General features: G+C 62.4%; 18 protein-coding genes and 1 riboswitch. Of the genes, 17 read left to right on the top strand and 1 reads right to left on the bottom strand.

All coding sequences use genetic code 11. The features are described 5' to 3' along the window. Window positions 1-14: 14 nt before the first annotated feature. The 9 genes from PQG80_RS13210 to rsgA all read left to right on the top strand — a co-directional run bounded on the left by PQG80_RS13210 (window position 15) and on the right by rsgA (window position 15,144). A complete protein-coding gene (locus PQG80_RS13210; protein ID WP_271751832.1) occupies window positions 15-2,033 on the top strand; it encodes a beta-galactosidase in 2,019 nt (672 codons plus the stop codon). Window positions 2,034-2,260: 227 nt separating this feature from the next. Then, window positions 2,261-3,154, top strand: a complete 894-nt coding sequence (locus PQG80_RS13205; protein ID WP_271751831.1) for an ABC transporter permease — start codon at window positions 2,261-2,263, stop codon at window positions 3,152-3,154. Between the two features lie 33 nt (window positions 3,155-3,187). Then, complete coding sequence (locus PQG80_RS13200; RefSeq protein WP_271751830.1) at window positions 3,188-4,069, top strand: carbohydrate ABC transporter permease; 882 nt, start codon at window positions 3,188-3,190, stop codon at window positions 4,067-4,069. Window positions 4,070-4,134: 65 nt separating this feature from the next. Then, the gene (locus PQG80_RS13195) at window positions 4,135-5,877 is read left to right on the top strand and encodes an extracellular solute-binding protein (protein ID WP_271751829.1); all 1,743 of its coding nucleotides are present in this window, start codon (window positions 4,135-4,137) and stop codon (window positions 5,875-5,877) included. Window positions 5,878-6,017: 140 nt separating this feature from the next. Continuing rightward, complete coding sequence (locus PQG80_RS13190) at window positions 6,018-7,799, top strand: sensor histidine kinase (protein ID WP_271751828.1); 1,782 nt, start codon at window positions 6,018-6,020, stop codon at window positions 7,797-7,799. After that, the gene (locus tag PQG80_RS13185) at window positions 7,792-9,546 is read left to right on the top strand and encodes a response regulator transcription factor (protein WP_271751827.1); all 1,755 of its coding nucleotides are present in this window, start codon (window positions 7,792-7,794) and stop codon (window positions 9,544-9,546) included. The genes PQG80_RS13190 and PQG80_RS13185 overlap by 8 nt, the downstream gene beginning before the upstream one ends. Window positions 9,547-9,573: 27 nt before the next feature. Then, window positions 9,574-11,988 carry an alpha-L-rhamnosidase-related protein gene (locus PQG80_RS13180; RefSeq protein WP_271751826.1) on the top strand — a complete coding sequence of 805 codons (2,415 nt, stop codon included), beginning with the start codon at window positions 9,574-9,576 and terminating at the stop codon, window positions 11,986-11,988. Continuing rightward, window positions 11,985-13,604 (top strand): beta-galactosidase, encoded by a 1,620-nt coding sequence (locus PQG80_RS13175; protein WP_271751825.1) that lies wholly within the window; start codon window positions 11,985-11,987, stop codon window positions 13,602-13,604. The genes PQG80_RS13180 and PQG80_RS13175 overlap by 4 nt, the downstream gene beginning before the upstream one ends. A 409-nt stretch (window positions 13,605-14,013) precedes the next feature. Beyond that, window positions 14,014-15,144, top strand: coding sequence for a ribosome small subunit-dependent GTPase A (rsgA, locus tag PQG80_RS13170; protein WP_271751824.1), 1,131 nt, complete (start codon window positions 14,014-14,016; stop codon window positions 15,142-15,144). Between the two features lie 115 nt (window positions 15,145-15,259). Here the strand turns inward: rsgA and PQG80_RS13165 are convergent, their stop codons facing one another. After that, window positions 15,260-16,129: an AraC family transcriptional regulator gene (locus PQG80_RS13165; RefSeq protein ID WP_271751823.1), complete on the bottom strand. Its 870-nt coding sequence runs from the start codon at window positions 16,127-16,129 to the stop codon at window positions 15,260-15,262. A gap of 125 nt (window positions 16,130-16,254) precedes the next feature. Here PQG80_RS13165 and PQG80_RS13160 point away from each other — a divergent pair, with 125 nt between their 5' ends. The 8 genes from PQG80_RS13160 to PQG80_RS13125 all read left to right on the top strand — a co-directional run bounded on the left by PQG80_RS13160 (window position 16,255) and on the right by PQG80_RS13125 (window position 23,973). Beyond that, on the top strand, window positions 16,255-17,325 hold the full coding sequence (locus PQG80_RS13160; protein WP_271751822.1) for a Gfo/Idh/MocA family protein: 1,071 nt from the start codon (window positions 16,255-16,257) through the stop codon (window positions 17,323-17,325). Window positions 17,326-17,483: 158 nt separating this feature from the next. Next, window positions 17,484-18,446 (top strand): sugar phosphate isomerase/epimerase family protein, encoded by a 963-nt coding sequence (locus tag PQG80_RS13155; protein WP_271751821.1) that lies wholly within the window; start codon window positions 17,484-17,486, stop codon window positions 18,444-18,446. Window positions 18,447-18,469: 23 nt separating this feature from the next. Beyond that, window positions 18,470-19,603, top strand: a complete 1,134-nt coding sequence (locus PQG80_RS13150) for a Gfo/Idh/MocA family protein (RefSeq protein WP_271751934.1) — start codon at window positions 18,470-18,472, stop codon at window positions 19,601-19,603. 369 nt (window positions 19,604-19,972) lie between these two features. After that, window positions 19,973-20,016, top strand: a riboswitch (PreQ1 riboswitch). Window positions 20,017-20,147: 131 nt separating this feature from the next. Continuing rightward, window positions 20,148-20,813 (top strand): 7-cyano-7-deazaguanine synthase QueC, encoded by a 666-nt coding sequence (gene queC / locus PQG80_RS13145; RefSeq protein ID WP_271751820.1) that lies wholly within the window; start codon window positions 20,148-20,150, stop codon window positions 20,811-20,813. Further along, window positions 20,813-21,256, top strand: a complete 444-nt coding sequence (gene queD / locus PQG80_RS13140) for a 6-carboxytetrahydropterin synthase QueD (protein WP_271751819.1) — start codon at window positions 20,813-20,815, stop codon at window positions 21,254-21,256. The genes queC and queD overlap by 1 nt, the downstream gene beginning before the upstream one ends. Next, the gene (gene queE, locus PQG80_RS13135) at window positions 21,249-21,983 is read left to right on the top strand and encodes a 7-carboxy-7-deazaguanine synthase QueE (protein WP_271751818.1); all 735 of its coding nucleotides are present in this window, start codon (window positions 21,249-21,251) and stop codon (window positions 21,981-21,983) included. The genes queD and queE overlap by 8 nt, the downstream gene beginning before the upstream one ends. A 12-nt stretch (window positions 21,984-21,995) precedes the next feature. Then, the gene (queF, locus tag PQG80_RS13130; RefSeq protein ID WP_271751817.1) at window positions 21,996-22,493 is read left to right on the top strand and encodes a preQ(1) synthase; all 498 of its coding nucleotides are present in this window, start codon (window positions 21,996-21,998) and stop codon (window positions 22,491-22,493) included. Between the two features lie 235 nt (window positions 22,494-22,728). After that, window positions 22,729-23,973, top strand: coding sequence for a methyl-accepting chemotaxis protein (locus PQG80_RS13125; protein WP_271751816.1), 1,245 nt, complete (start codon window positions 22,729-22,731; stop codon window positions 23,971-23,973). The last annotated feature ends 65 nt before the right edge of the window (window positions 23,974-24,038 follow it).

The following is a 24,038-nucleotide window of genomic DNA, read 5'->3' as shown; positions in this document are numbered from 1 at the left end:
GGGAAGGGGAAGCCATGTTATACGGAGTTTGTTATTACCCGGAGCACTGGCCGAAGGAGCGCTGGCCGATCGATGCCGCGCTCATGCGCGAAGCAGGCGTGAATGTGGTGCGGATCGCGGAATTCGCATGGTCGAAAATGGAGCCGAGGCCCGGCGAGTACGATTGGTCGTGGCTGGACGAGATCATCGCGCTGCTGGAGGCGAACGGCATTGAGGTCGTGCTGGGAACGCCGACCGCGACGCCGCCCAAGTGGCTCATGGACCGTCATCCGGACTTGTATATGAAGGACGCTCAGGGCCATACGCGGGGCTTCGGCAATCGCAGGCATTACTGCTACAACCACGCGGAATACCGGCGTCTATCGGCCGACATCGTGGAGCGCATGGCGCGCCGTTACGGCGGGCACGCCAATGTCGCGGCTTGGCAGATCGACAATGAATTCGGCTGCACGGATACGGTCCGATGCTATTGCGACCATTGCCGCCAGGCGTTTCAGCGCTGGCTTCGGAATAAATACGGTGAGATCGGCAAGCTGAACGAGGCCTGGGGCACGGTGTTCTGGAGCCATATCTACAATAGCTGGGAAGAAGTCGTGCTCCCGGCCTACACTGTATTTCCTATGCATAATCCGGGTCTGCACCTGGACTACATGCGGTTCGCTTCGGACGCGGTCGCGGAATACCAGCAGGTACAGGTCGACGTGCTGCGGCGCGAGTCGCCGGACAAGCCAATCACGCATAATTTCATGGGTTACTTCGCTGAGGTCGACGCATTCCGTCTCGCCGAGCCCTTGGACTTCGCTTCGTGGGACAACTACCCCAATCTGCATTTCGACGAGAAGGCAGATCCGCTGAACTCCGCCGTCCAGCACGACATGACGTGGGGGCTCAAACGGCAGCCGTTCTGGGTGATGGAGCAGCAGAGCGGGTCGCCCGGCGGCAATTTTATCTTCGCGATGCCGAAGCCCGGGGAGCTGCGCCGCTGGACGTATCAAGCGGTGGCGCACGGCGCGGACGCGATTCTTTATTTCCGCTGGCGGACGTGTCTGTTCGGAGCGGAGCAATATTGGCACGGCCTGCTGCCGCACGACGGCATACCGGGACGGCGTTACGAGGAAGCCAAGCGGACGGGCGAAGAACTGCAGCGATTGTCCGGCAGATGGCTGGGCACCGGGGCCGGGGCGGAGGTCGCGGTCATTCGTTCGTACGACAACGAATGGGCGATGGACATCCAGCCCCAGTCGTTCGGGCACCGCTACATGGCGCATTTCAAGCAGTATTGCAGGTACTTCTATGACCGTCATATTCCGGTGGAGATCGTGTCGCCGGACATGCCGCTGGGCCGATACCGGCTCGTCGTCGTGCCGCATGACATGTTGACGCATCCAGCGTCGGCTGCCGCGCTTCACGCTTACGCCGCGGCCGGCGGCACGGTCGTGCTGGACTTCCGCGCGGGCATCAAGCGGCCGGACAACCGGATGGAGGAGCGGACGATTCCGGGCGCGTACAGGGATCTGCTCGGCCTGCGGGTGGCCGACTACGGCTCGCTGAGGCAAGGGGATACGCGACCGGTGACGTTAGTCCGTGGCGATACGGCTGCGGAGGGGCACGGCGGGGGCGTATGGTATGACATCGTCGAGCTCGAAGGCGCCGAAGCGGTCGCCTGGTACGCCTCTGATTTCTTTGCCGATACGCCGGCCGTAACCCGGCATGCCTACGGCAGCGGAACTGCTTATTACATGGCGACGGAGCCGACGCCGGCGCTGATGGACGCGCTGATGGACCGTATATGCGAAGGGGCGCAAGTCGAGCCGATCGCAGGCATCGCCGCGCCGCCCGGGGTCGAGATCGCGCGACGGACGAACGGAGAGAAGGACTTCCTCTTCGTCATGAACCATGACGAGCATTCGGCGACGCTGGCGCTCGAGGAGCCGCTCGACGAGCTCATCCAGGGCGTCCGACATGCCGGCTCCGTCCGGATCGAGGCGGGGGGCGTCCACGTTTACGAACGGGCAAGCCTGCGGCGAGATTAAATCCGGCGCTTGGGCGAGGTTATATCCGCCACTCGTTTGACGGGTGAAGGCGACGAATCAGACGGGTTGTTGGCCAAGGGAACCGAGCGCATAATCAGATCAAAGATAACCTGATAGACAGGGCAAGAAAGAGGGGGAAAGCAATGGCCGATACCGCGAAAAGCCTTCTCCCGTCTCAGAGGGAGGCCGACTTGCGGAAGCCTCGGCGAAGACGGAGCCTAGGCGCATTGATCGCAAGCCAGCATCAATTGCTGATCATGTCCATTCCGTTCGTACTGATCGTTATCTTGTTTTCCTACGTCCCCTTGTGGGGCTGGATCATGGCCTTCCAGAAGTACACGCTGGGCAAAGGGATCATGCACAGTCCGTTCGTCGGATTGGACAACTTCAAGCTGCTGTTCAAGGACCAGCAGTTCTACCACGTACTGCGCAATACGCTGGTGATGGGCGTGCTGAATTTGGTCGTTTCCTTCCTCGGCGCCATTGCGCTCGCGCTGCTGCTGAACGAAGTCCGGGCCCGGTTTTTCAAGCGCACGATCCAGACGATCACGTACATTCCCCACTTCGTCTCGTGGGTCGTCATCGCCAACATCGTGACGCAGCTGCTGTCGCCGGACGGCGGGACGTTGAACCAGATTCTCGTCCAGGTGGGCATCCTGAACGATCCGTACTACTTCATGTCCAACCCGAAGCTGTTCTGGGTGATTCATACGATCGCGAATCTGTGGAAGGAAGTCGGCTGGAATACGATCATCTACCTCGCCATTCTGGGCGGGCTGAATCCGGAGCATTACGAAGCCGCCGAGGTGGACGGCGCGAGCCGCTGGGCGAAGATGCGATACATCTCGATCCCGGGGCTCATGCCCACTGCGATCCTGCTGCTGATCATCTCGGTCGGCTGGATCATCCAGAGCGGGTACGAATCGCAGTTTCTGCTGGGCAACGCGATGACGATCGATTACTCGGAGGTGCTCGACCTGTACGCGCTTCGGTATTCGCAGCAGATCGGCGATTACTCGTACGGCGTCGCCATCAGCATGTTCAAATCCGTCGTCAGCGTGCTCATGGTGCTGGGCGTCAACTACCTGGCACGCAAGACCAATCAAAGCCGGCTGTTCTAGAAGCGGCCGGCCGCAAGAAAGGAGAAGTGTCCCATGAATCGCACCCGCGGCGATTACGCGTTCAACTCGCTGAATTACGTTGTGCTCACGCTGCTCGGATTCGCCACGGTGTTTCCCTTTCTCAACCTGCTCGCGATCTCGCTGAACGACACGCTCGACACGATGCGGGGCGGCATCTACTTCTTTCCCCGGAAGTGGACGCTGCTGAACTACGAGATCATCTTTCGCGAGAACGGCCTGTTGATGGCGGGCGTGCGCTCGGTCATCCGGACGGTGCTCGGCACCGCGCTCGGTCTGTTCTGCACGACGCTGCTGGCTTACGCGCTTAGCCGGAGGGAATTTTTCCTCCGCAAGCAGCTGAACGTCGTCCTCGTGCTTACGATGTATATTAACGGGGGACTGATCCCGACCTATCTGCTGATCCGCAATCTGCACCTGATGAACAACTTCGCGGTTTACATTTTGCCGCTGCTCATCAGCGTCTACAACGTCATCATCATGCGCAGCTACTTCGAGCAGCTGCCGGACGGGATCACCGAGTCCGCGAAAATCGACGGCGCGACGGACTTCCAGGTGCTGTTCCGCATCGTGCTGCAGATCAGCCTGCCGGTGCTGTCGACGATCGCCCTGTTCATCGCCGTCATGCATTGGAACTCTTGGTTCGACAACTATCTGTATGCCAGCCGCAATCAGAATCTAAGCCTGCTGCAGTATACGCTCCAGAAGGTGCTGATTCAATCGGCCAACGAGATCGTCAGCGACAACGGCCATGCCAACGTCCAGGCGATCCGCAACAATCCGGAGTCGATCCGGGCCGCGATCACGATGGTCGTCACGCTGCCGATCCTGTTCGTCTACCCGTTCCTGCAGAAGTACTTCGTCAAGGGGATTACGATTGGCGCCATGAAAGAATAGCGGTATCATACGGAAGAACCCTTCCGTTGATATATAACTTCACACACAGATTGAGAGGGTGTCCTATGACAATGGTCAAAAGGAAATACGGCTTCGCGCTCGGCACTTCGATGGTTCTGATCGCGGGACTCGCTACAGGCTGCTCGGGCAACAACAACGAAGGCGCTTCGCCTTCCGCAAGCCAATCTGAAAGCGCTCCCGCATCCAGCTCGGCGGCCGCCTCCGGATCCGCCTCCGCCAGCGCGGCGCCGACGCAGGATCTGACGCCGATTACGTACACGATCAATACGTCGGACGACAAGCTGACCTGGGAATCTCCGATCACCAAAAAACTGACGGAGAAAACCGGCGTGAGCCTGAAGTACGATCTAACCGTGGGCGACCAGTTCCAGAAGTGGGACCTGTGGCTTGCGTCGAACGATTATCCGGATATTATCTCGCTCGATCCCAAGTATACGCAGAAGTACAAGGACGCGGGCGCCATCATTCCGCTCAACGACCTGATCGACCAATACGGCCCGCACATTAAGGAGAAGTTCGGCAAGTACTACAATCTGCTGAAGGACAAGGACGGCAAGATCTACGCGCTTTATAACGTCAATGCGAGCGAGGAAGCTTCGCCGGACGCGACGGGCAACTTCATCATCCAGCAGGACGTGCTGAAGGAAGCCGGCTACCCGCAGGTCAAGACGCTCGACCAGCTGTACGAACTCATTAAGAAATATAAGGAGAAGCACCCGAAGGTCGACGGCAAGGACACGATCGGCTTCGCGGCCGCGATGCTCAGCTATACGATGAACATCTCCTTCAACAATCCGATCGTCAGCTCCAACGGCTGGCCGGACAACGGCAACTTCAAGGTGCAGGACAACGGGGACGTCAACTACATTCCCGTGACCGAGGACGCTAAGAACTATTACAAATTCCTCAATAAGCTGTACCGCGACGGCCTGTTCGACAAAGAAGCGTTCTCCCTGGACAGCATCCAGGCAAAAATCTCCCAAGGCCGTGTGCTGGCGGCATACGCGCCTGGCTGGTTCCTCGGCGATTCGGAAAAGGCGCTGCGTGCGGCCGGCAAGCCGGGCAGCACCTACGCCCACCTGCCGATCTACGCGAACGAGAATGTCGAGGATCACTCCAACGCCATGACGCCAACGGCCGGCGGCGGCCTTTCCTGGACGATCAGCGCGGACGCCAAAAATCCGGAGCGCATCATCCAGTTTATCGACTACCTGTTCTCCGACGAGGGCCAAGTGCTGACGCAATGGGGCATCGAAGGCGAAGACTATACGATGCAAGACGGCAAGAGATCCGTGGCCGAGGGTCTGCTCGCGCAGCGCAGCTCGGACCCCGACATCGACTATAAGCGCGGCTTCAAGAGCACGGGCACGGGCGGCATGCCATGGTTCGGCATCGGCAACGGCGCCAAGCTCGCGGACGGCGACTACGCTACGCCGCTCACCAAGGATTCCGTCGTTCAGACGTACGACGACACGACCAAGGCGACGCTGGCCGCTTACGGCAAGCAGGTCTGGGCGGACTTCCTGCCACCGGTCAACTTCGTGCCGGGCTACCTGTGGCAGCTCACCCCGCCGGAAAGCGTCAAGGTGCCGCAGCAAAAGATCGACGACGCATGGCGCAAAAACCTGCCGAAGATCGTCATGAGCAAAAACGACGGCGAGTTCGAGAGCGCCTGGACGGCGATGGTCGATTCGATCCAGAAGAGCGGCCTCGACGATATGAACAAAGCATATACGCAGCTGTGGGCGGACTTCAACGCGACGTACGAGAGCACGATCGGGGGCTGACGCTCCGTCGGCCGCTTCGATTAGCGCCGCCGGACTGATTAAGCGAAGAGAAATACTCCTTGTCTGGCAAGACGGGCAAGGAGTATTATCTTTACCAAGAAAGGGCTTGCAAAAGTCCGGGATGCCAGGAGAAGCGACGCATGAAAATTCGGACCAAACTCATTCTCGCCAACCTGTTCATCGTCCTGTTCCTGCTCGGGTCGGTGACTTACCTGCTCGTCCAGCGAAGCAGCGCGCTCGTCTACGAGCGGGTCATCGAGAACGCCTCCCTGTCGCTGTCCCAGGTGGCCAACAATCTCGACAACAAGCTTGAATCCTATGAATTGATCCCCAACACGCTGTTCCTGAACAATACGATCGACAGCATCCTGGAGACGCGGTACGAAGACTACAAGGATGCCTACGACGATTATGCCGAGTACTACCAGCCCTTCATCTCCGCCGTGCGCACGACCCGCGACGTCGCCCATCTCAATCTGTACACGAACAACGACAGCTTCCTGTTCGGCGACATTCTGCTGATCGACGACGAAGTCAAGAACTCCGACTGGTACGCGAAGGTCATCAACGGCAAGTCCGGCGGCTACTGGACGGGTCCCTATCGGATCATCGGGGAGAACGCGCCGGTCATCAGCTACCGGAAGCGGCTGAACAACTACGTCAACGAGTCGCTCAAGATCGTGTCGCTGGAGATCAAGCAGCAGGTGCTCTACGATCTCATCAGCGAGGAAGGCAAGAGCAAGCGATACCTGTTCGCGCTGTCGGACGGAACGGTGATGATGGACAGCGACCGGAGCCAGCCGGCGCCGCTCGCGAAGCTGCAGGACTTGCCCTTCTACGGCAAAATGGATAGCGCCGAGGGCAGCTTCCGCTACGAAATGGGCGGAGAGCTGTACGAGGTCGTATACCGGTCGCTCAGCTCGCGCAACGTGGTCAAGGGCATGAAGGTCATCGCGTTTATCCCCGTCACGCAGCTGCAGCCCCGCCTCGAGCAGCTCCGCTCGCTGGCCATCCTGCTGTTCCTGCTGGCGTTCGTGATCTCCGCGCTGCTGATCTCTGCGATCTCGGTCGGCATGACCCGGCGCCTGTCGGAGCTCGCGTCCAAGATGAAACGTATCCACAAGGACAACTTCCAGAGCTTCGTCGAGGTCCGGGGCAAGGACGAGGTCGCGCAGCTCGGCGAGATGTTCAACGTCATGGTCCGGCGCGTGGGCACGCTGATCCAGGAGGTCTACCAGTCGGAGATCGACCGGAAAGGGCAGGAGCTGAGGACGAAGGAGGTCGAGCTGTACGCGCTGCAGACGCAGATCAATCCGCACTTCCTGTTCAACGTGCTCAACATGATCCGGGGCAAGCTGCTCATCGTCGGCGAGCGGGACACCGCGAAGGTCGTCGGATTGCTCGCCAAGTCGTTCCGGATGATGCTGAGGAGCGGGGGACAGACGGTCGCGCTGTCCGACGAGCTCGAGTTCGTCGACAGCTATCTGCAGATTCAGCAGTACAGGTTCGGTCACAAGTTCACGTACCGGATCGACGTTCCCGCGGAGGCGAAGGACGTACGGCTCCCTAAGCTTAGTCTGCAGCCGCTCGTCGAGAACGCGATTACGCACGGCATCGAGCTAAGTCCGACCGACTGCCGGATCTGGGTCGAAGGCGAGGTCGTCGGAGAAGAGCTGCGCCTGAAGGTAGGCGACGACGGGCTCGGCATGACGCCGGAGCGTCTCGCGGAGGTGGAGCGGTCGCTCGCGGAGGATGCGCTAAGCCGGGAGTCGCATATCGGCCTGCGCAACGTTCATGCAAGACTGAAGGCGAGATACGGCGAGGACAGCGGATTAAAAATCACGTCGTCGCCCGGGGAAGGCGTGACGATACGCCTGGTGATCCCGATGGCGGAGCGACCGGAGGAGGAGCGCGATGTATAGCGTGTTGATCGTGGACGACGAGCCGCTCGCCCGGCAGTCGCTCCGATATCTGATCGATTGGAAATCGCTCGGCTATCATATCGCGGCCGAGGCCGCGGACGGCGCCGAGGCGCTCGCGATCATGAAGGCGCAGCCGATCTCGCTCGTGCTGACGGATATCCGGATGCCGGTCATGAACGGGCTCGCGTTCGTGGAGAGGCTGCGCGAGTTCTCGGAGGCGGCGGTCATCGTCCTGAGCGGCTACGACGACTTCGAGTACGCCAGGCAGGGCATGAAGATGGGCGTCAAAGACTATCTGCTGAAGCCCGTCGACGAGGACGATCTGGAGGCGCTGCTCTCCCGCATCTCGGCGGAGCTCGCCGCAAGGAGCCGGCTCGACCGCCAGCAGCATCTCGGCGAATCGATGCTGCGCGAGCAACTGCTCCGCAGATGGACGCAGGGCCAGATCGGCGCCGCCGAATTCGGGGAACGCCGGCATCTGCTGCCCTGGCGGGATCCGGACGGCGTCTACGTCTGCCTGCTGGCGGAGATGGACTTCGTGTACGGCAGCGGCGGCCTGGCGCTGTCGGAGCGGGACGTCGCGCTCAAGCGGTTCGCCGTGCTGAATATCGCCGAGGAGCTCTGCATGGGACTCGGCTCCTTGTTCGAGGCGGGCGAGGACCGGTACGGCATCGTGCTGCGCGCTGCTGAAGCGGCGGAAGCGGAGCCAGGCGAAGCGGGGGACCGGCCGGTCGAGGCGAGTCAAGGCGAAACGGGGGACCGGTCGGCGGAGGCGTTGGCAAAAGCGGAACTGCTGGCGGAGATGTTGGCCGCGCGCATCGCCGAGTCGGTGGCGCTGTACGCCAAGGAATCGGTCACCGTCGGCGTCGGTCACGCGGTGGCGGATCCGATGCGCCTGGCCGATTCCTTCGCCGCAGCCGAGGAGGCGCTCGCGGCGAAGTTCCTGCATGGCGGCGGCGCGGTGCTGCGCCCGCTGAAGCCGCCGGCCGAGGCCGGCGATGCCGGCTTGGCTGGCGGGGGCTGTGACGCCGACGGCAGCGAGGCTGCCGGCCTTGCGGGCGCGACTGGCGCCGGCGACCGGCCGGCGGAGCCGGTCAAGGCGATCATGGCGCAGCTGGAGCGGGTGCTCGCCGCGGTGCGGAGCCAGGATCGCGCCGGCGCGGAGCTGGCGCTGACGAGCCTGCGCCAGGCGCTGCCGCACAGCGGCATGAGCGCGGGCGCGATGCGCACGGCCGTGTTGTACGCGCTCGTGCAGCTGTTCCAGCTGCTCAAGGAGCAGGGCGCCGATCCGAGCCCGCTGTTCGCGCACGAGATCGGCGACTACGCCCGCGTCATGACGACCAAGACGGCCGACGAGCTGCTGCGCTTCGCGGAAGGCAAGTATATGGGCGTCCTGGAGCAGCTGGCGCGCATGCGCGCCATGAAGCCCAATAGGGTGATCGCCGAGGCGAGGGCGATGATCGACGCCCATTACAGCGACAACATCAGCCTGAGAAGCATCGCCGATCAGGTATATTTGAATCCCAATCACCTCGGCAAGCTTTTTAAATCCGTGACCGGCCTGTCGTTTAACGACTACCTGCTGCAGGTCCGGATGGAGCATGCCAAGCGCATGCTCCGCGATACCGATCTCAAGGTGTACGAGATCGCGGCCAGCGTCGGCTATACCGAGCTGGATTGGTTCTATAAGCGCTTCAAGGCCTTCACCGGGGTCAGCGCGGGCGAATATCGGGCGGGCGCGGGATGACCGCGTCCCGGAAAAGAGGCGAGAAGCATGGATGAGATCAGAGAGTGGCGGGCCGACTGGATCTGGCCCGAGGCGCTGCGCTTGGAGCAGGAGGGCGGCACGCGGCAGCAGCGGGCGCTGTTCAGGCGCACGTTCGAGGTGCCGGCCGGCGGAGCGAGGCTCGCGCTGGACATATCGGCGGACAGCAAGTACCGGTTGTATCTGAACGGCAAGCCTGTCGCCCGGGGGCCGATCAAGGGCGATGCCTGGGCGCAGTATTACGACACGCTGGACCTCAGCGAGGCGCTAGTCCCGGGCGTCAACGTGCTTGCGGCCGAGGTCGTGCATTATCCCCGCTTGGCCGGACTGCCTGGCGCGGAGGTCGGTCCCGCGTCCGAATGGCGGGCGGACAGCGGCGGGCTGTGGATCCAGGGCGCGCTAGCGGACCAAGCCGGCGGGGAGCTGGAGCGGATCGATACCGGCGACCGGTGGGCGGCGCTGCCGCTGCGGGCGGTCCGGATCGGGCCGGAGACAGGCACGCTGTTCGTCGGCGGCACGGAGGAAGTGCGCGGCGACGCGATTCCGGCGGGCTGGCGGGAAGCGGGCTTCGACGACGCATCGTGGCTGCGCCCGAGCGCGACGGAGCCGCTCGACCGGCTGTACGGCCAACTCAGCCCGTGGCAACTGACCGCGAATACGATTCCGCGCATGCGGGAGACGCCGCGCGCGTTCGCGAGGACCATGCGGTGCGAAGGCGTGCCTGGGGACGACGTTGCGGCCGGCACTCGGGAGACGCTGCCGTTTCCCCTTACGCTGGCGCCGGGGCGATCCGCGTGGATCGAGCTGGATGCCGGTCTCCTGACGACCGGCTACGTCCGGCTGGCCGTCGCGGGCGGCGCGGGAGCGCGGATCGCGCTCCTGTATTCGGAAGCGTACGAATACGAGAACCCCGCGGACCACGGCGGCCAGCGACGCGGCGTGCGCGACGACCCCGCAGGCAAGGTGCTGCGCGGCATCGAGGACGCGTACTTGCCGGCCGGTACCGGCACGCCGGACAGCCCTGAGGCGTACGAGCCCATGGGAAGGCGGGCGTTCCGCTTCGTCAGGCTGTCCGCGCGGGCGGGGGACGCGCCGCTGACGATCGTGGGACTGGATTATGCGGAGACCGGATATCCGCTGGACGCCGTCTCCCGGGCCAGGACGTCCGACCCGCTGTCCGGCGCGCTGTGGGACATCAGCCTGAACACGCTGCGGCGCTGCATGCAGGACACGTACGAGGACACGCCTTATTACGAGCAGATGCAATACGTGATGGACGCCAAATCCCAGGCACTGTTCACCTACGCCGTCGGCGCGGACGACCGGCTGGCGCGCAAAACGATCCACGACTTCCACAGCTCGCTCACGCCTTCGGGCATGATCCAGAGCCGCTATCCGTCGGTGAACGGCCAGTTCATCCCCGGCTTCGCGCTCTATTGGGTCATGATGGTGCACGATCATTACCGGCACTTCGGCGATGCGGCGCTCGTGCGCAGGTATCTGCCCACGGCCGACGCGATTCTCGGCTGGTTCGACCGGCGGATCGGGGGCGACGGGCTCGTAGGCCGCATGCCCGAAGCCCACTGGTCGTTCGTGGATTGGGTGGCGGAGTGGAACGGCACCGCGGGATCTCCGCCGGCCAAGTGGCAGGGACCGCTCACGATCTACAATCTGATGTACGCGACCGCGCTTCGCCAGGCGGCGGACCTGAACGCGTGGTCCGGGCGCGGCGACACGGCGGCCGAGTACCGGCAGCGCGCGGAGCGCGTGCTCGAGTCCGTGCGCGAGCAGTGCTACGACGACGCTGAGCGGCTGTTCCGGGACGGTCCGGCAGTCGCCCAATTCTGCCAGCATACGCAGATCTGGGCCGTGCTGGCGGAAGCCGTCGGCGGCGTCGAAGCCCGCGCCTTGATGGAGCGGATGCTCGCGCGGACCGACCTGCCGAAGGCGTCGTTCTCGATGGCGCATTATTTGTTCCGGGCGGCCGCTAAGACCGGGCTGTACGGTTACGCCGACGCCTTCTGGCAGCCGTGGCGGGAGCAGGTCGGCCTGCATTTGACCGCCTGGGTGGAGGATCCCGTACAGCAGCGCAGCGATTGCCACGGCTGGGGCGCGCTGCCGCTGTACGAGTATATCGCGGAGACGCTGGGCGTCCAGCCGGAGGAGCCGGGCTACCGGACCGTCCGGATCGCGCCGCGCATAGGCGGCCTCGCTTGGGCGAACGGCGAGGCGATAACGCCCGCCGGTCTGGTGAAGGTGGCTTGGACGCTGGAGCGGGTAGACGGCAAGGACCGGTTCGTGCTGAACGGCGAAGCGCCGGACGGCGTTCCGGTCGCGGTCGTGCTGCCAGACGGCACCCGGCACACGCCGGCTGGCTCGGTTTTCAGATATGAATGCATCTTGGAGGAGGAAGCGACGGCATGAAGCTGGCGACCGCATATTATCCCGATTATCACCCGCAGGAGGAATGGTCCAGGGACTTCAGGCTGATGCGCGAGGCAGGCATCGAATGCATCCGCATCGCCGAGTTCGCCTGGGCGAAGATGGAGCCGGAAGAAGGCGTCTACGACTGGGGCTGGCTGGACGATAGCATCCGTGCGGCCGAGGCGCACGGCCTCGCGGTCATGCTCTGCACGCCGACGGCGACTCCGCCGGTATGGCTCACCGAGCGGTACCCTGACATCCTGCCCGTCGGCAAGAACGGCAGGACGATCGCTCACGGGGCCAGGCAGCAGCGCTGCTACAGCTCGGACCCATACAAAGAACGCTCGCTCCGGATCGTCGAGGAGATGGGCAAGCGCTATGGCGGCGATCCGGCCGTGATCGGCTGGCAGATCGACAACGAATTCGGCGGCGAGACGAAATACGACTACGGCGAAGTGTCCAAAAAGGGATTCCAGGCGTATCTCGAAGCGGAATTCGGGGATATATGCGCGCTCAACGAGCGATGGGGCACCGCGTTCTGGTCGCAGACCTACCAGCGCTTCGACCAGATCCAGCTGCCGGCGCCGATCGACTGCGACGTGATGATGTGGCCGCATCCCAGTCTGGAGCTCGCGTTCCGCCGTTTTTCCTCCAAGGTCATGACCGACTTCCACCGCAGCCAGGTCGAGATGCTGCGCCGTTATACGAAGGCCCCTATCACGACGAATGCCTTTATGTTCAACTGGGGGGACAACGTGGATTGGTCGAAGCTGTTCGATTGCAGCGACGTCGTCGGCATCGATATTTACAGCAGCGACGAGGAGGAGATCGCCTTTTATGCGGATGCCTGCCGTTCGCTGCTGGATCGACCGTTCTGGGTGATGGAGTACGGATCGGGGAGCGCGGCGCTGCCGGCCGAGATGGATCTGATGCGCGCGCGAGGCTGCGAGTGGTTCAGCCTGTTCAAGTTCCGGGTGTTCCCGTGGGGTCAGGAGCAGGAAGTGGCGCACGGCGCGCTGCTGGGCGTGACGGGCCATCCGCGCCCGGGTTATGACGCAGTCAAGAGCTGGGCCGCGGTCCGCGACGTCTCGGCCGCGCCGCCGCAGGCCGAAGCCTCGGGCGTCGGCGTCTATTACGACTTCGAGTGCGCTTGGGCGTACCAGATCTCGAAGGCCGATCCCGTCGATTACTTTAAGTACGTGCACCGGACGGTGTACGGCAGCGCGTACAGCCGGGACGCCTCGGTCAAAGTGCTGTTCGAGCCCGGCGCCATCGCGGGGATCCGCACGCTGCTGCTGCCGCTGCAAATTCTGCACGACGACGCGCTCGAGCGTGCGCTGATCGACTTCGTGAAGGGCGGCGGCCACCTGGTCGCGACGTCGGACCTGTTCCGGCGCAACCGCGACAACGTATACTTGAGCGCGGTGCCCGCGATCTTCAGTGAGGTGCTCGGGTGGAGCGACGGCCGTTTTATCGACGACGTACCCGAGCTGGAAACGTCGGCGGATCCCGTGCTGGCGGACCGCGCCTGCGGGCTTGGCCGGATGACGGTCGTCAGGCGGGATCTGGACCGGGAGGGCTGGGCCGCGCTGACCCGCGAGGGCGTGCGTGCGTGATTCCGGCCGCTTGACCTTGTCCTGTAACCAATGATTGACATCGGGACAGCGGCATGATTATAATGTAAATCAACGATCGAACAAGGAGGCTGATGTAACATGTCCAACGTAACGCTGATTGTTTTGCTGCCGTCCGTCGCATTTGCATCGGTCTCGAACGGAGCCGGCTTAGGAGACTAAGCTTATTCAGCCATCCTGGCTGACGCCGCGGAGACCGACAGGTCTCCGCGGTTTTTTGTTGTGCACGGATATTCGGTTCTTCTCTCCGCCCCGCAGCGGGTTCTAGCTGCGTTCCGAAGGCGTATCGCGCCTGGCGCGGGAAGGATCCGAGGTCCGTCCGGCCGCAGGGAGACCTGGGGCTTTTTGTGTTTTTTATATCAAAAATCTAACCTAAGGGGTTATCGTACGAATGCAAACGGACGCAAAGACAGCTTGGCCCGAGATGGAAGCCTACGGCTGGAACGAGGAATGGGAGAAGAAATATCTGGCGCTGCCGACTGCGGCCAAAAAGCTCGCGCCGGCGCGGGTCGTCGCGCAGTACAGCCATCAGTACAGGCTCGCGACGCCTTGGGGAGACCGGTTCGCCGAGGTGTCCGGCAAGTACGCCTTCGCGGCCGCGTCGCCGGGAGATTATCCCGCGGTCGGAGACTGGGTGGCCGCCGAGCTGCCGGACGGCGGCTCGCCTGCCGTGATCCACGCGCTGCTGCCGAGGCGGACGTCGATCGTGCGCAGAGCGGCGGGCAGCCGTCCGGACGAGCAGATCATCGGCGCCAACCTCGACGCGGTGTTCATCGTCGCTTCGCTGAACGAGGACTGGAACCTGAGGCGCATCGAGCGTTATCTGATCGCCGTCCGCGAAGGCGGGGCGCAACCCGTGCTGCTGCTGACCAAGGCGGATCTGTGCGACGCGCCGGACCGCTACGTCGAAGAAGCCCGCGCGATCGCGCCGGACGTGCCGGTGTTCGCGGTCAGCGCGCTGCTGGATCGGGGGCGGGACATGCTCGCGCCTTATGTGACGCCGGGGATGACCGTCGGCGCGACGGGGTCGTCCGGCGTCGGCAAGTCCACGCTGCTCAACTGGCTGGCGGGCGAGCGGCATCAGGTCGTACAGGACATACGCGAAGATGACGCGCGGGGGCGCCATACGACGACGCACCGGGAGCTGTTCCTGCTGCCATCGGGCGCCATATGGCTCGACACGCCGGGCATGCGCGAGCTCCAGTTGTGGGAGTCGGAGGAAGGATGGCAGGCCACGTTCTCCGATATCGAGGCGCTGGCCGCGTCCTGCCGGTTCCGGGACTGCAGGCACGGCGCCGAGCAGGGCTGCGCCGTGCGCGAAGCGCTGGAGGCGGGGGAGCTCGATGAGGGGCGTTACGCCAATTACCGCAAGACCGAACGCGAGCTGGCCCGCCTCGCGCTGAAGGAGCAGCGCGCCGGCAAGCGTAGCGCCAAGGAGGCGGCCGGGCGCGGGGGCAAGTCTGCGGCGAAGGATAAGAAGCAGGCGCGCCGTCCTATCGTTACGATCGGAGACGAGGACTAGTCTAACCGCTCTAAGTTTATGCACGGGAGCATGGGAGCCCTTGAAGCCCGGCAAAAAGAAACCCGCGAAGGATCGCCATGGGCGCCTTTGCGGGTTTTTTATCCATATGTCCGCGCTATCGTCCCCAGGCCAGCATCTTGCGCTGGAACTCCTTGGGCGAGCACTGGTTGAAGCGCTTGAACATCTTGTAGAAATGCGCCATGTTCGGCATGCCGATGCGGTCGCCGACTTCGCTGACGCTGAGATCGCGGGTGAGCAGCAGCTGTTCGGCGGTCTTGATCTTGCGGAAGTTGACGTATTCGGTGAACGAGATGCCCATCGACTTTTTGAAAAACTTCACGAAATAATAATAGCTCATATTCGCCAGCCTGCAGGCGTCCTCGACGGTGACGCGCCCGGTGATCCCCGATTCCACGTAATCGAGCACGGGCCTTAGCCGGATGCGCTCGACGCGGTCCTGTCCCGCCAGCAGCCCCATCTTGTCTTGCCGGATCATGACGAGCAGAATCTTCTTGATCAGCAGGTTGACCGCGAGCTCGTACCCTGCCTCCTTGCGGCGGGCTTCCTCGTAGATCTCGGTGATGCAGGCAGCCGTCTCGCGTCTGGCTTCCGCATTTTCCTTGAACAGATAGTTCATCGCGCTGAGCGGAACCTTGGTCTCATTAAAGTATTGAAGATACGAGATCGTGCTCTGGTCGAAAAAGGCCTGGAGATCGAACTGCAGCACCAAGTACTGCAGCTGCGAATCCCCGTAGCTCCGGTCGCGGTGCAGCTGCGAGCTGCCGAGCACGACGACGTCGCCTTCGCCCATGACGTGCGTCTCGCCGTTCACCTCGACGTCGAGCCTGCCGCTCTGGATGAGCAGGAGCTCGCATTCGGGATGGTGATGCCAGCCGTAGAGCAGGTCCGCGTGGCGCGTAGCTTGCCATACCTTGATCGAGAGCAGCGGATTCTCGTATTCGATTTTTTCTTGCCTTGCCTGCATGCCGGGTGGCCTCCCTGACCAAAATCGCATAACGACCGCGCATCATTGCACATGGGAATCTCGAGGATGAATGATATACTTGAATTGTAGTTCGAACAGCGCGAACATTCAAGGAGGACAACCTTTTGAGCCATGTGCATGTGGGCATGATCGGCTGCGGGGGCATCGCCTTCGGCAAGCACCTGCCTTCGCTCGCCAAGATCCCCGAAGTCAAGATCACCGCATTCTTCGACGTATCCCAGGAGCGGGCGTACGACGCCAAGTCCAAGTTCGGCACGCCGGAAGCCCGCGTGTACGACAACGTGCAGGCGCTGCTCCACGATCCGGACGTCCATGTCGTGCACGTCTGCACGCCTAACGATACGCATGCCGAGATCTCGATCGCCGCGATGGAAGCGGGCAAGCACGTGCTCTGCGAGAAGCCGATGGCCAAGACGTCGGCCGACGCCCAGCGCATGCTCGAGGTGTCCGAGCGGACCGGCCGCAAGCTGAGCATCGCCTACCAGAACCGCTATCGCGCCGATAGCCGCTGGCTGTACGCAGCCTGCCGCGGCGGAGAGCTGGGAGAGGTGTATCTGGCCAAGGCGCATGCGGTCCGCCGCCGCGCGGTGCCGACCTGGGGCGTATTCCTCGATCTGGAAAAGCAAGGCGGCGGCCCGTTGATCGACATCGGCACGCACGCGCTCGACCTGGCGCTGTGGATGATGGACAATTACGAGCCGAGGACCGTCCTCGGCACGACCTACCGCAAGCTCGCCGAGCAGGGCAGCCCGGCCAACGCCTGGGGCAACTGGAATCCGGAGGCGTTCACCGTCGAGGATTCGGCGTTCGCGATGATCACGATGAAAAACGGCGCGACCGTGTGGGTAGAATCGAGCTGGGCGCTCAACACGCTCGACGTGGACGAGGCCAAGGTGACGCTCCACGGCTCCAAGGCCGGCGCCGACATGAAGGGCGGACTGCGCGTCAACGGCGAGGAGCACGGCCAGCTGTACACCAAGGAGATCCTGCTGGGCAACCAGTTCGATCCGTCGATGCCCAATGACTCGGCCGAGCGCGAAGCGCGCGCCTGGATCGACGCGATCCTGAACGATCAATCGCCCGTCGTCACCGCACGCCAAGGCTACGTGGTGCAGCAGATCCTCGAAGCGATCTACGAATCCGCGAACAAGGGACAAGCGATTTCCTTCGCCTAAGCGTCCTGGTCCAGGAGATACTCATAGCGTCGCCGGAAGCCGATCCTCGTTTTAACGCAAAACGGAGATGACTTCCGGCGACCGTTCCTGTAAACTAAGTTTGCTGGATAAACAAAGCAAAATCCATATCCACTTTCGAAAGGTTGGGTGAAGCGCTCGTGAAATTGGGAGTATTTCTCGTATTGTTCGGCCAGCAGGACCTCGAAGCAGCACTGGATACGGCCAAGTCGGCCGGTCTCGAAGCCGTTGAACTCGGCTGCGGCGGATTTCCCGGCACCGCGCACGTTAACGCGCGCGAAGTGCTGAATGACGAAGCCGCGATCGCGCGCATCAAGAATGCGGTCGAATCCCGCGGCATGACGATCAGCGCGCTGAGCGTGCACGGCAACCCGTTGCACCCTAATGCAAGCGTTGCCAAGTCGGATCACGAGGACTTCGTCGCGACCGTCCAGCTGGCGGAAAAACTGGGCGTCGACACCGTTATCACGTTCTCCGGCTTGCCAGGCGAATCGGAGAATTCCAAATATCCGTCCTGGGTGACCTGCCCTTGGCCGCCGGATTTCCTCACCGTGCTCGAGTGGCAATGGAACGAAGTCGCGATTCCATACTGGAAAGAGCAATCCGCGTTCTGCCGCAAGCACGGCGTGCGCGTCGCGATCGAATCCCACCCGGGCTTCCTCGTGTATAACACCGAGACCGCGCTACGTCTGCGCCGCGAAGCCGGCGACAACATCGGCGTCAACTTCGACCCGTCCCACCTGTTCTGGCAGGGCATGGACCCGATCGAGTGCGTGAAGGCGCTCGGCGATTCGATCTTCCACGTGCATGCCAAGGACACGAAGATCGACGCGCGCAATACCGCGCTCAACGGCGTGCTCGACACGAAGCACTACGGCGACATCCTGAACCGTTCGTTCGTCTTCCGCACGGTCGGCTACGGGCATGACGACGAGTTCTGGAAGAACCTCGTCAGCACGCTGCGTCTGGTCGGCTACGACGGCGTCATCAGCATCGAGCACGAGGACGGCATCATGAGCGTGAACGAAGGCTTCACCAAAGCCGCGAGCTTCCTGAACGGCCTCATTCTGAAAGAGAGCGCGGGTGAAATGTGGTGGGCGTAAACAAAAAGACGCTGAACGTCGGCATGGTCGGCTACAAGTTCATGGGCAAGGCCCACAGCCATGCCTACAAGGATGTCGGCATGTTCTTCGACCTCGAAGCGCCGGTCGTCATGAAGGCGATATGCGGACGGGACGAGCAGGGCGTGTCCGAAGCGGCCGACAAGTTCGGCTGGGAAGGCTACGAAACCGACTGGAAAAAGCTCGTCGCGCGAGACGATATCGACTTCATCGACATCAACGCGCCGAGCGACGCCCACAAGGAGATCGCGCTGGCCGCGATCGCGGCGGGCAAGCACGTGCTCTGCGAGAAGCCGCTCGCGCTGAACCTGGCCGACGCGCGCGAGATGCTCGCGGCTGCCGAAGAAGCGGGCATCAAGCACGCCATCTGCTTCAACTACCGCTTCCTGCCGGCCGTGCAGCTGGCCAAGCAGATCATCGACAGCGGCAAGCTCGGCGAGATCCACCACTATCGCGCCACCTATCTGCAGGACTGGCTGGTCGATCCCGAGGCGCCGCTCGCATGGCGCCTCAAGAAGGAAATCGCGGGCTCCGGCACGCACGGCGACCTCAACGCGCATAGCATCGACCTCGCCCGCTTCCTGATCGGCGAGTTCGACCGCGTCGTCGGCCACAGCCGCACGTTCGTCAAGGAGCGTCCGATCCCGTCGTCGACGTCCGGCCTGTCGGGCAAGGGCACTTCCGAAATGGGCGAAGTCACCGTAGACGACGCCACGGGCTTCCTGGCCGACTTCAAGAACGGCGCGATGGGCGTCTTCATCGCGACCCGCTTCGCCGCCGGCCGCAAGAACCATAATACGTTCGAGATTCACGGCAGCAAGGGCACCTTGCGCTGGGATCTGGAGCGTCTCAACGAGCTCGAGGTCTACTTCCGCGAGGACGAGCCTGAGCTGGCGGGCTTCCGCACGATTCTCGCGACCGATCCTTCGCACAAATACGCGGGCAACTGGTGGCCGGCCGGTCATATCATCGGCTACGAGCACGGCTTCGTGCACATCGTGTACGAGTTCCTGCAGCACATCGCCGCGGGAACGCCATTCGCGCCGACGTTCGCGGACGGCGTACGCTGCCAAGAGGTGCTCGAAGCGGTCGATCTGTCGATCGAGCGCGGCGCCTGGGTCGGCATCGAAGAAGTATAATTGGAGCTTAACGCGGCGGAGCCTATTCCGCCGCTATACAATCCCTCGACCCTCCGGGCGTCGGGGGATTGTTTTTTTCAGCCCATTCCACTATCCCATCGGCTCAGCTTGCGGGGCGATCGAGCCTTTGGCAGCGCATTGCATGGGTAGAAATAAGATGAATCTGCGTCTAAGGCAAGGTTTGCTGAACGGATGGGATAGTGGAACGACGAGAAAAATCGGGTAAAACTTTTGGGGTTTCCAGAATTTTGAATTCGTTTCTCTCTGGAATGGTGCTGGCGGTTGCTTGGCCGAGTGTGGTATAGTACCTACCGTACAACTAAAGAATAATTCCGGGCGAGGCGGTCCTTCCGAGGACGGCCGGCAGCGCCGGGAGAGGTTCGCGAACTCCCTCTATAAAAAACTATGCAAAAGCGGCGGACCGTCAAGGGCGCTGTCGTTTTTGACGTTCGGCGCGAAGCGGGCATGGCCGCTTCGCGCCGTTTCTTTAGGATCGGGGAATTCAGAGATCTCTCTCCTCTTGCCCAACTAGGAGCGTGCAGCGATGAAGCAAGAAAAAGCGGTCGTCGTCTTCAGCGGCGGCCAGGACAGCACGACCTGCCTGTTCTGGGCGAAGGAACGATTCGCCGAGGTAGAGACGGTTACGTTTAAATACGGTCAGCGGCATGCATTGGAGACGGAGATCGCGGCAGAGATCGCCGAAGCGCTCGGCGTGCGGCATCATCTGCTGGATATGTCGCTGCTCGGCCAGCTCGCGCCGAATGCGCTCACGCGGGACGACATCGACATCAAGCAGGAAGAAGGAGCGCTTCCCACGACCTTCGTGGACGGCCGGAATTTGCTTTTCCTCAGCTTCGCGGCCGTGCTCGCCAAGCAGGTCGGCGCGAAGCATATCGTGACCGGCGTCTGCGAGACGGATTTCAGCGGTTACCCGGACTGCCGCGACGTGTTCGTCAAATCCCTGAACGTGACTTTGAATCTGTCGATGGATTATCCGTTCGTCATCGATACGCCGCTTATGTGGTTAAACAAAGCGCAGACGTGGGAGCTGGCCGACCGGCTGGGCGCCTTCGAATTCGTGCGGGATCGGACGCTGACCTGCTACAACGGCATTCCCGCCGGCGGATGCGGGGAATGTCCCGCATGCAAGCTTCGCAGGCGCGGCCTGGAAGAATATATGGCCGCATCCGGACGGGAAGGTGAACGCTGATGCTGCAGCAGATCTATCCCGTACCCGCTCATCCGTACCGCTATGAGCTGAACAAGGATTTTCAGTTTGCCGCCGCCCACTATATTCCTGCCGACGAAGCAGGCAAGTGCAGGCAGCTGCACGGGCATACCTACTTCGTCAACGTGACCATAGCGGGAGACGCGCTAGACGGCGCGGGATTCCTCGCGAACTTCTCCGAGATCAAGCGGCTCATCCATGCACGGTTCGACCATACGCTTCTCAATGAAGATACGGAGAGCTTCAGCGCTGCGGACCCGGACCGGTATCCGACGACGGAGGTCGTGGCGCGCACGATCTGCGAGTTAGTCCAGCGCGATCTCGATCAACGGGCGAACCGTCCGGTCTGCCTGCAAGTATTCGTGCGCGAGACGCCGACGAGCTACTGCATCTATCGACCGCGTGCGGGCGACGGCCATGCTTGAGAGAGAGGCGCGGCTGCCCGTCATGGAGATCTTCGGGCCGACCGTACAGGGCGAAGGCATGGTGATCGGACGCAAGACGACCTTCGTCCGCACGGCAGGCTGCGATTACCGCTGCGCATGGTGCGACTCCGCCTTTACCTGGGACGGTACGGGCAAAGAAGATATTCGGATGATGACGGCAGAGGAGATCGTGGCCGAACTCTCCGCGCTGGACGGCAGTCCGCCGGATCATGTGACGCTGTCCGGGGGAAACCCCGCCTTGTTGTCGCAGCTCGGCGCCTTAATCCAAGCGCTCCGCGGCGCAGGCGCCATCGTCGCCCTGGAGACGCAGGGCAGCCGCTGGCAGGATTGGTTTCTGCAGATCGACGAGCTGACGCTGTCGCCCAAGCCGCCGAGCTCCGGCATGGCGACCGACTGGGACCGGCTGGAGGAGATCGTCGCGCGGCTGGCCGAGGCTGGCCGCCATTATAGCCTTAAGGTCGTCGTGTTCGACGACGAGGATCTGTCCTATGCCGGCGAGGTACACCGGCGGTTTCCGGGCGTACCGTTCTATCTGCAAGCGGGCAACGGACGGCTCGGCGAGCAGGAGCGGGATCGATTGCTGCCCTATCTGCTGGCGCGATACGAATGGCTGGTCGAACGTGTCGTCGCCGATCCCGGACTGCGCCGCGTGCATGTGCTGCCGCAGCTGCATACGTGGATCTGGGGCAATAAAAAAGGCGTATAGGAGGCGAGAGAGATGGCAGGAAGAAGCAAGGAAGAGTTGACGGGCGTATCCCTGCTTGGCAATCAGGGCACCGCGTATAAAGCTACGTATGCGCCCGAGGTGCTGGAAGCGTTCGATAACAAGCATCCGGGAAGGGATTATTTCGTTAAATTCAATTGTCCCGAATTCACGAGCTTGTGCCCGATGACGGGCCAGCCGGACTTCGCGACGATATATATATCTTATATTCCCGACGTGAAGATGGTGGAGAGCAAGTCGCTTAAGCTGTACCTGTTCAGCTTCCGCAATCATGGGGATTTCCACGAGGACTGCATGAACATTATTATGAACGACTTGATTGGACTGATGTCGCCTCGCTATATCGAGGTGTGGGGGAAGTTTACGCCGCGCGGCGGCATCTCCATCGATCCGTACTGCAATTGGGGCCAGCCGGGCACGAAATACGAGGCGATGGCCGAGCATCGGCTGATGAATCACGATCTGTATCCGGAAAAGGTGGATAACCGGTAGTTTGAACAAGCATGCTTGAATCGATACGCGGTATATAAGGCTGCTCTCGATCGGACTGGAAAACAGTCCGGCGGCGCGGCCTTTTTGCTGTATATGGGTTCGCGTTTGTGTCGCGAAACGCAGCGTTTCGTAAAAACCGGCAGAATTTACAATTCTCCAACGTCCTTCGAACGCCCCGTTGACAAGGCGCTGATACACTGAGCGGGTCTAGAACAGCGGAGAAGGAGTTGGGGGCATGAGCTTGCTTCTATTAGAAAAGTCAAAATTCAGAACGGCTGCGGAAGCCGCGCGTACGCAAACCAAAATTCGGAGCGTGACCTCTCCTGGCGCGGAGGAGAGCCGCACGGACGAATCGTCGGACTATGCGAAGCACTATCCGTCGGTGTCGCTCGCGGACTGGATTCGCAGCTGTCCGCAGGTGTCGCCGGAGCAGACCTGCGGCGAGATCGCCGAGCTGTTCCGCCGTCGCGAGGAGCTCGAGTGCGTCGCCGTCGTGCGAACGTCCGGCGAGCCGGCGGGCATTGTCATGCGGCACCGCTTTTTCAGGCTGATCGGCTCGCTCTACGGCATGCCGCTGTTCGCGGACAAGCCCGTCGCCAAGCTGATGGACGGCGGAGCGATGACCGCCGAGACCGACCTGTCGCCGCAGGAGCTCATCGACCGCGCGATGTCGCGCGACGAGGAGCGTATCTACGACGCCTTGCTGATGACGAGCGGCGGCCGCTTCGCCGGCGTGCTCACGGTCAGCGACATGCTGCAGCTCTCGCGCTTGCTGCGCCGCGAGCTCGCCGGGCGCCAGATGGCGACCGTGCGCGGCGCCGAGCGGATGTTGCGCGACATCCGCGGCTCGGTCGATCGCCTCGCCGGCGAGGCTGCGGTCTCCCGCGCGGGCAGTCTGGAGATCGCGGAGATCGCGGAGCATGGCAGGGAGGACATGACCGAGATGCTGGGGCTGTTCCGCTTGTGGACCGAGACGGCGGACCGTCAGGCCAAGTCGGTGGACGAGCTGCTCGCCCGGGTGTCCGACACGGTCGGCATCGCCAAGATGATCGCGCAGCTCGCGGACCAGTGCAACCTGCTCGCGATGAATGCGCAGATCGAAGCGGCGCGGGCAGGCTCGCACGGACTCGGGTTCGCCGTCGTCGCGCAGGAGGTGCGTCAGCTCGCGGATCAGACCAAGTCGCAGGCGGGGCAGATCCATGAGCAGCTGAGCGGCATGGCGGCTTCTGCCGCGGCCGCGGCGGCCCATGTGCGCGAAGGCAAGGAAGGCGCCGACCGCGGGCTGCTTCAGGTGCGCAGGACGGAGGAGACGTTCGGCAGGCTGTGGGCGCGCAGCTCAGACAACGCGAAGGGAACGGAGCATCTCGCGGCGGCTTCGCTGGAAGCGTCGGAGATGTCGAAGCAGATCGCGGCGCAGGTCGCCAAGCTCGCGGCCCAGATGAACGAGACGCCCGACGAAGAAAAACAAGAAATATATTAACGCCGGACAATTTTTACATAGCGTTAACAATACCCGAATACGAGATTGACGATTGGCCGCTAGAA

Origin of the sequence: Cohnella rhizoplanae, from assembly GCF_948329515.1 — a bacterium.
Classification (GTDB): Bacteria; Bacillota; Bacilli; order Paenibacillales; family Paenibacillaceae; genus Cohnella; species Cohnella rhizoplanae.
The sequence above is the reverse complement of the archived record's forward strand: the minus strand, read 5'-3'. Positions and strand labels throughout refer to the sequence as shown.

What these genes read in the sequence shown, in the direction of transcription:
- PQG80_RS13210 (WP_271751832.1), top strand. Translation starts at nt 15, where the DNA reads ATGTTATACGGAGTTTGTTATTACCCGGAGCACTGGCCGAAGGAGCGC.
- PQG80_RS13200 (WP_271751830.1), top strand. Translation starts at nt 3,188, where the DNA reads ATGAATCGCACCCGCGGCGATTACGCGTTCAACTCGCTGAATTACGTT.
- PQG80_RS13195 (WP_271751829.1), top strand. Translation starts at nt 4,135, where the DNA reads ATGACAATGGTCAAAAGGAAATACGGCTTCGCGCTCGGCACTTCGATG.
- PQG80_RS13190 (WP_271751828.1), top strand. Translation starts at nt 6,018, where the DNA reads ATGAAAATTCGGACCAAACTCATTCTCGCCAACCTGTTCATCGTCCTG.
- PQG80_RS13185 (WP_271751827.1), top strand. Translation starts at nt 7,792, where the DNA reads ATGTATAGCGTGTTGATCGTGGACGACGAGCCGCTCGCCCGGCAGTCG.
- PQG80_RS13180 (WP_271751826.1), top strand. Translation starts at nt 9,574, where the DNA reads ATGGATGAGATCAGAGAGTGGCGGGCCGACTGGATCTGGCCCGAGGCG.
- PQG80_RS13175 (WP_271751825.1), top strand. Translation starts at nt 11,985, where the DNA reads ATGAAGCTGGCGACCGCATATTATCCCGATTATCACCCGCAGGAGGAA.
- rsgA (WP_271751824.1), top strand. Translation starts at nt 14,014, where the DNA reads ATGCAAACGGACGCAAAGACAGCTTGGCCCGAGATGGAAGCCTACGGC.
- PQG80_RS13165 (WP_271751823.1), bottom strand. Translation starts at nt 16,129, where the DNA reads ATGCAGGCAAGGCAAGAAAAAATCGAATACGAGAATCCGCTGCTCTCG.
- PQG80_RS13150 (WP_271751934.1), top strand. Translation starts at nt 18,470, where the DNA reads ATGGTCGGCTACAAGTTCATGGGCAAGGCCCACAGCCATGCCTACAAG.
- queC (WP_271751820.1), top strand. Translation starts at nt 20,148, where the DNA reads ATGAAGCAAGAAAAAGCGGTCGTCGTCTTCAGCGGCGGCCAGGACAGC.
- queD (WP_271751819.1), top strand. Translation starts at nt 20,813, where the DNA reads ATGCTGCAGCAGATCTATCCCGTACCCGCTCATCCGTACCGCTATGAG.
- queE (WP_271751818.1), top strand. Translation starts at nt 21,249, where the DNA reads ATGCTTGAGAGAGAGGCGCGGCTGCCCGTCATGGAGATCTTCGGGCCG.
- queF (WP_271751817.1), top strand. Translation starts at nt 21,996, where the DNA reads ATGGCAGGAAGAAGCAAGGAAGAGTTGACGGGCGTATCCCTGCTTGGC.
- PQG80_RS13125 (WP_271751816.1), top strand. Translation starts at nt 22,729, where the DNA reads ATGAGCTTGCTTCTATTAGAAAAGTCAAAATTCAGAACGGCTGCGGAA.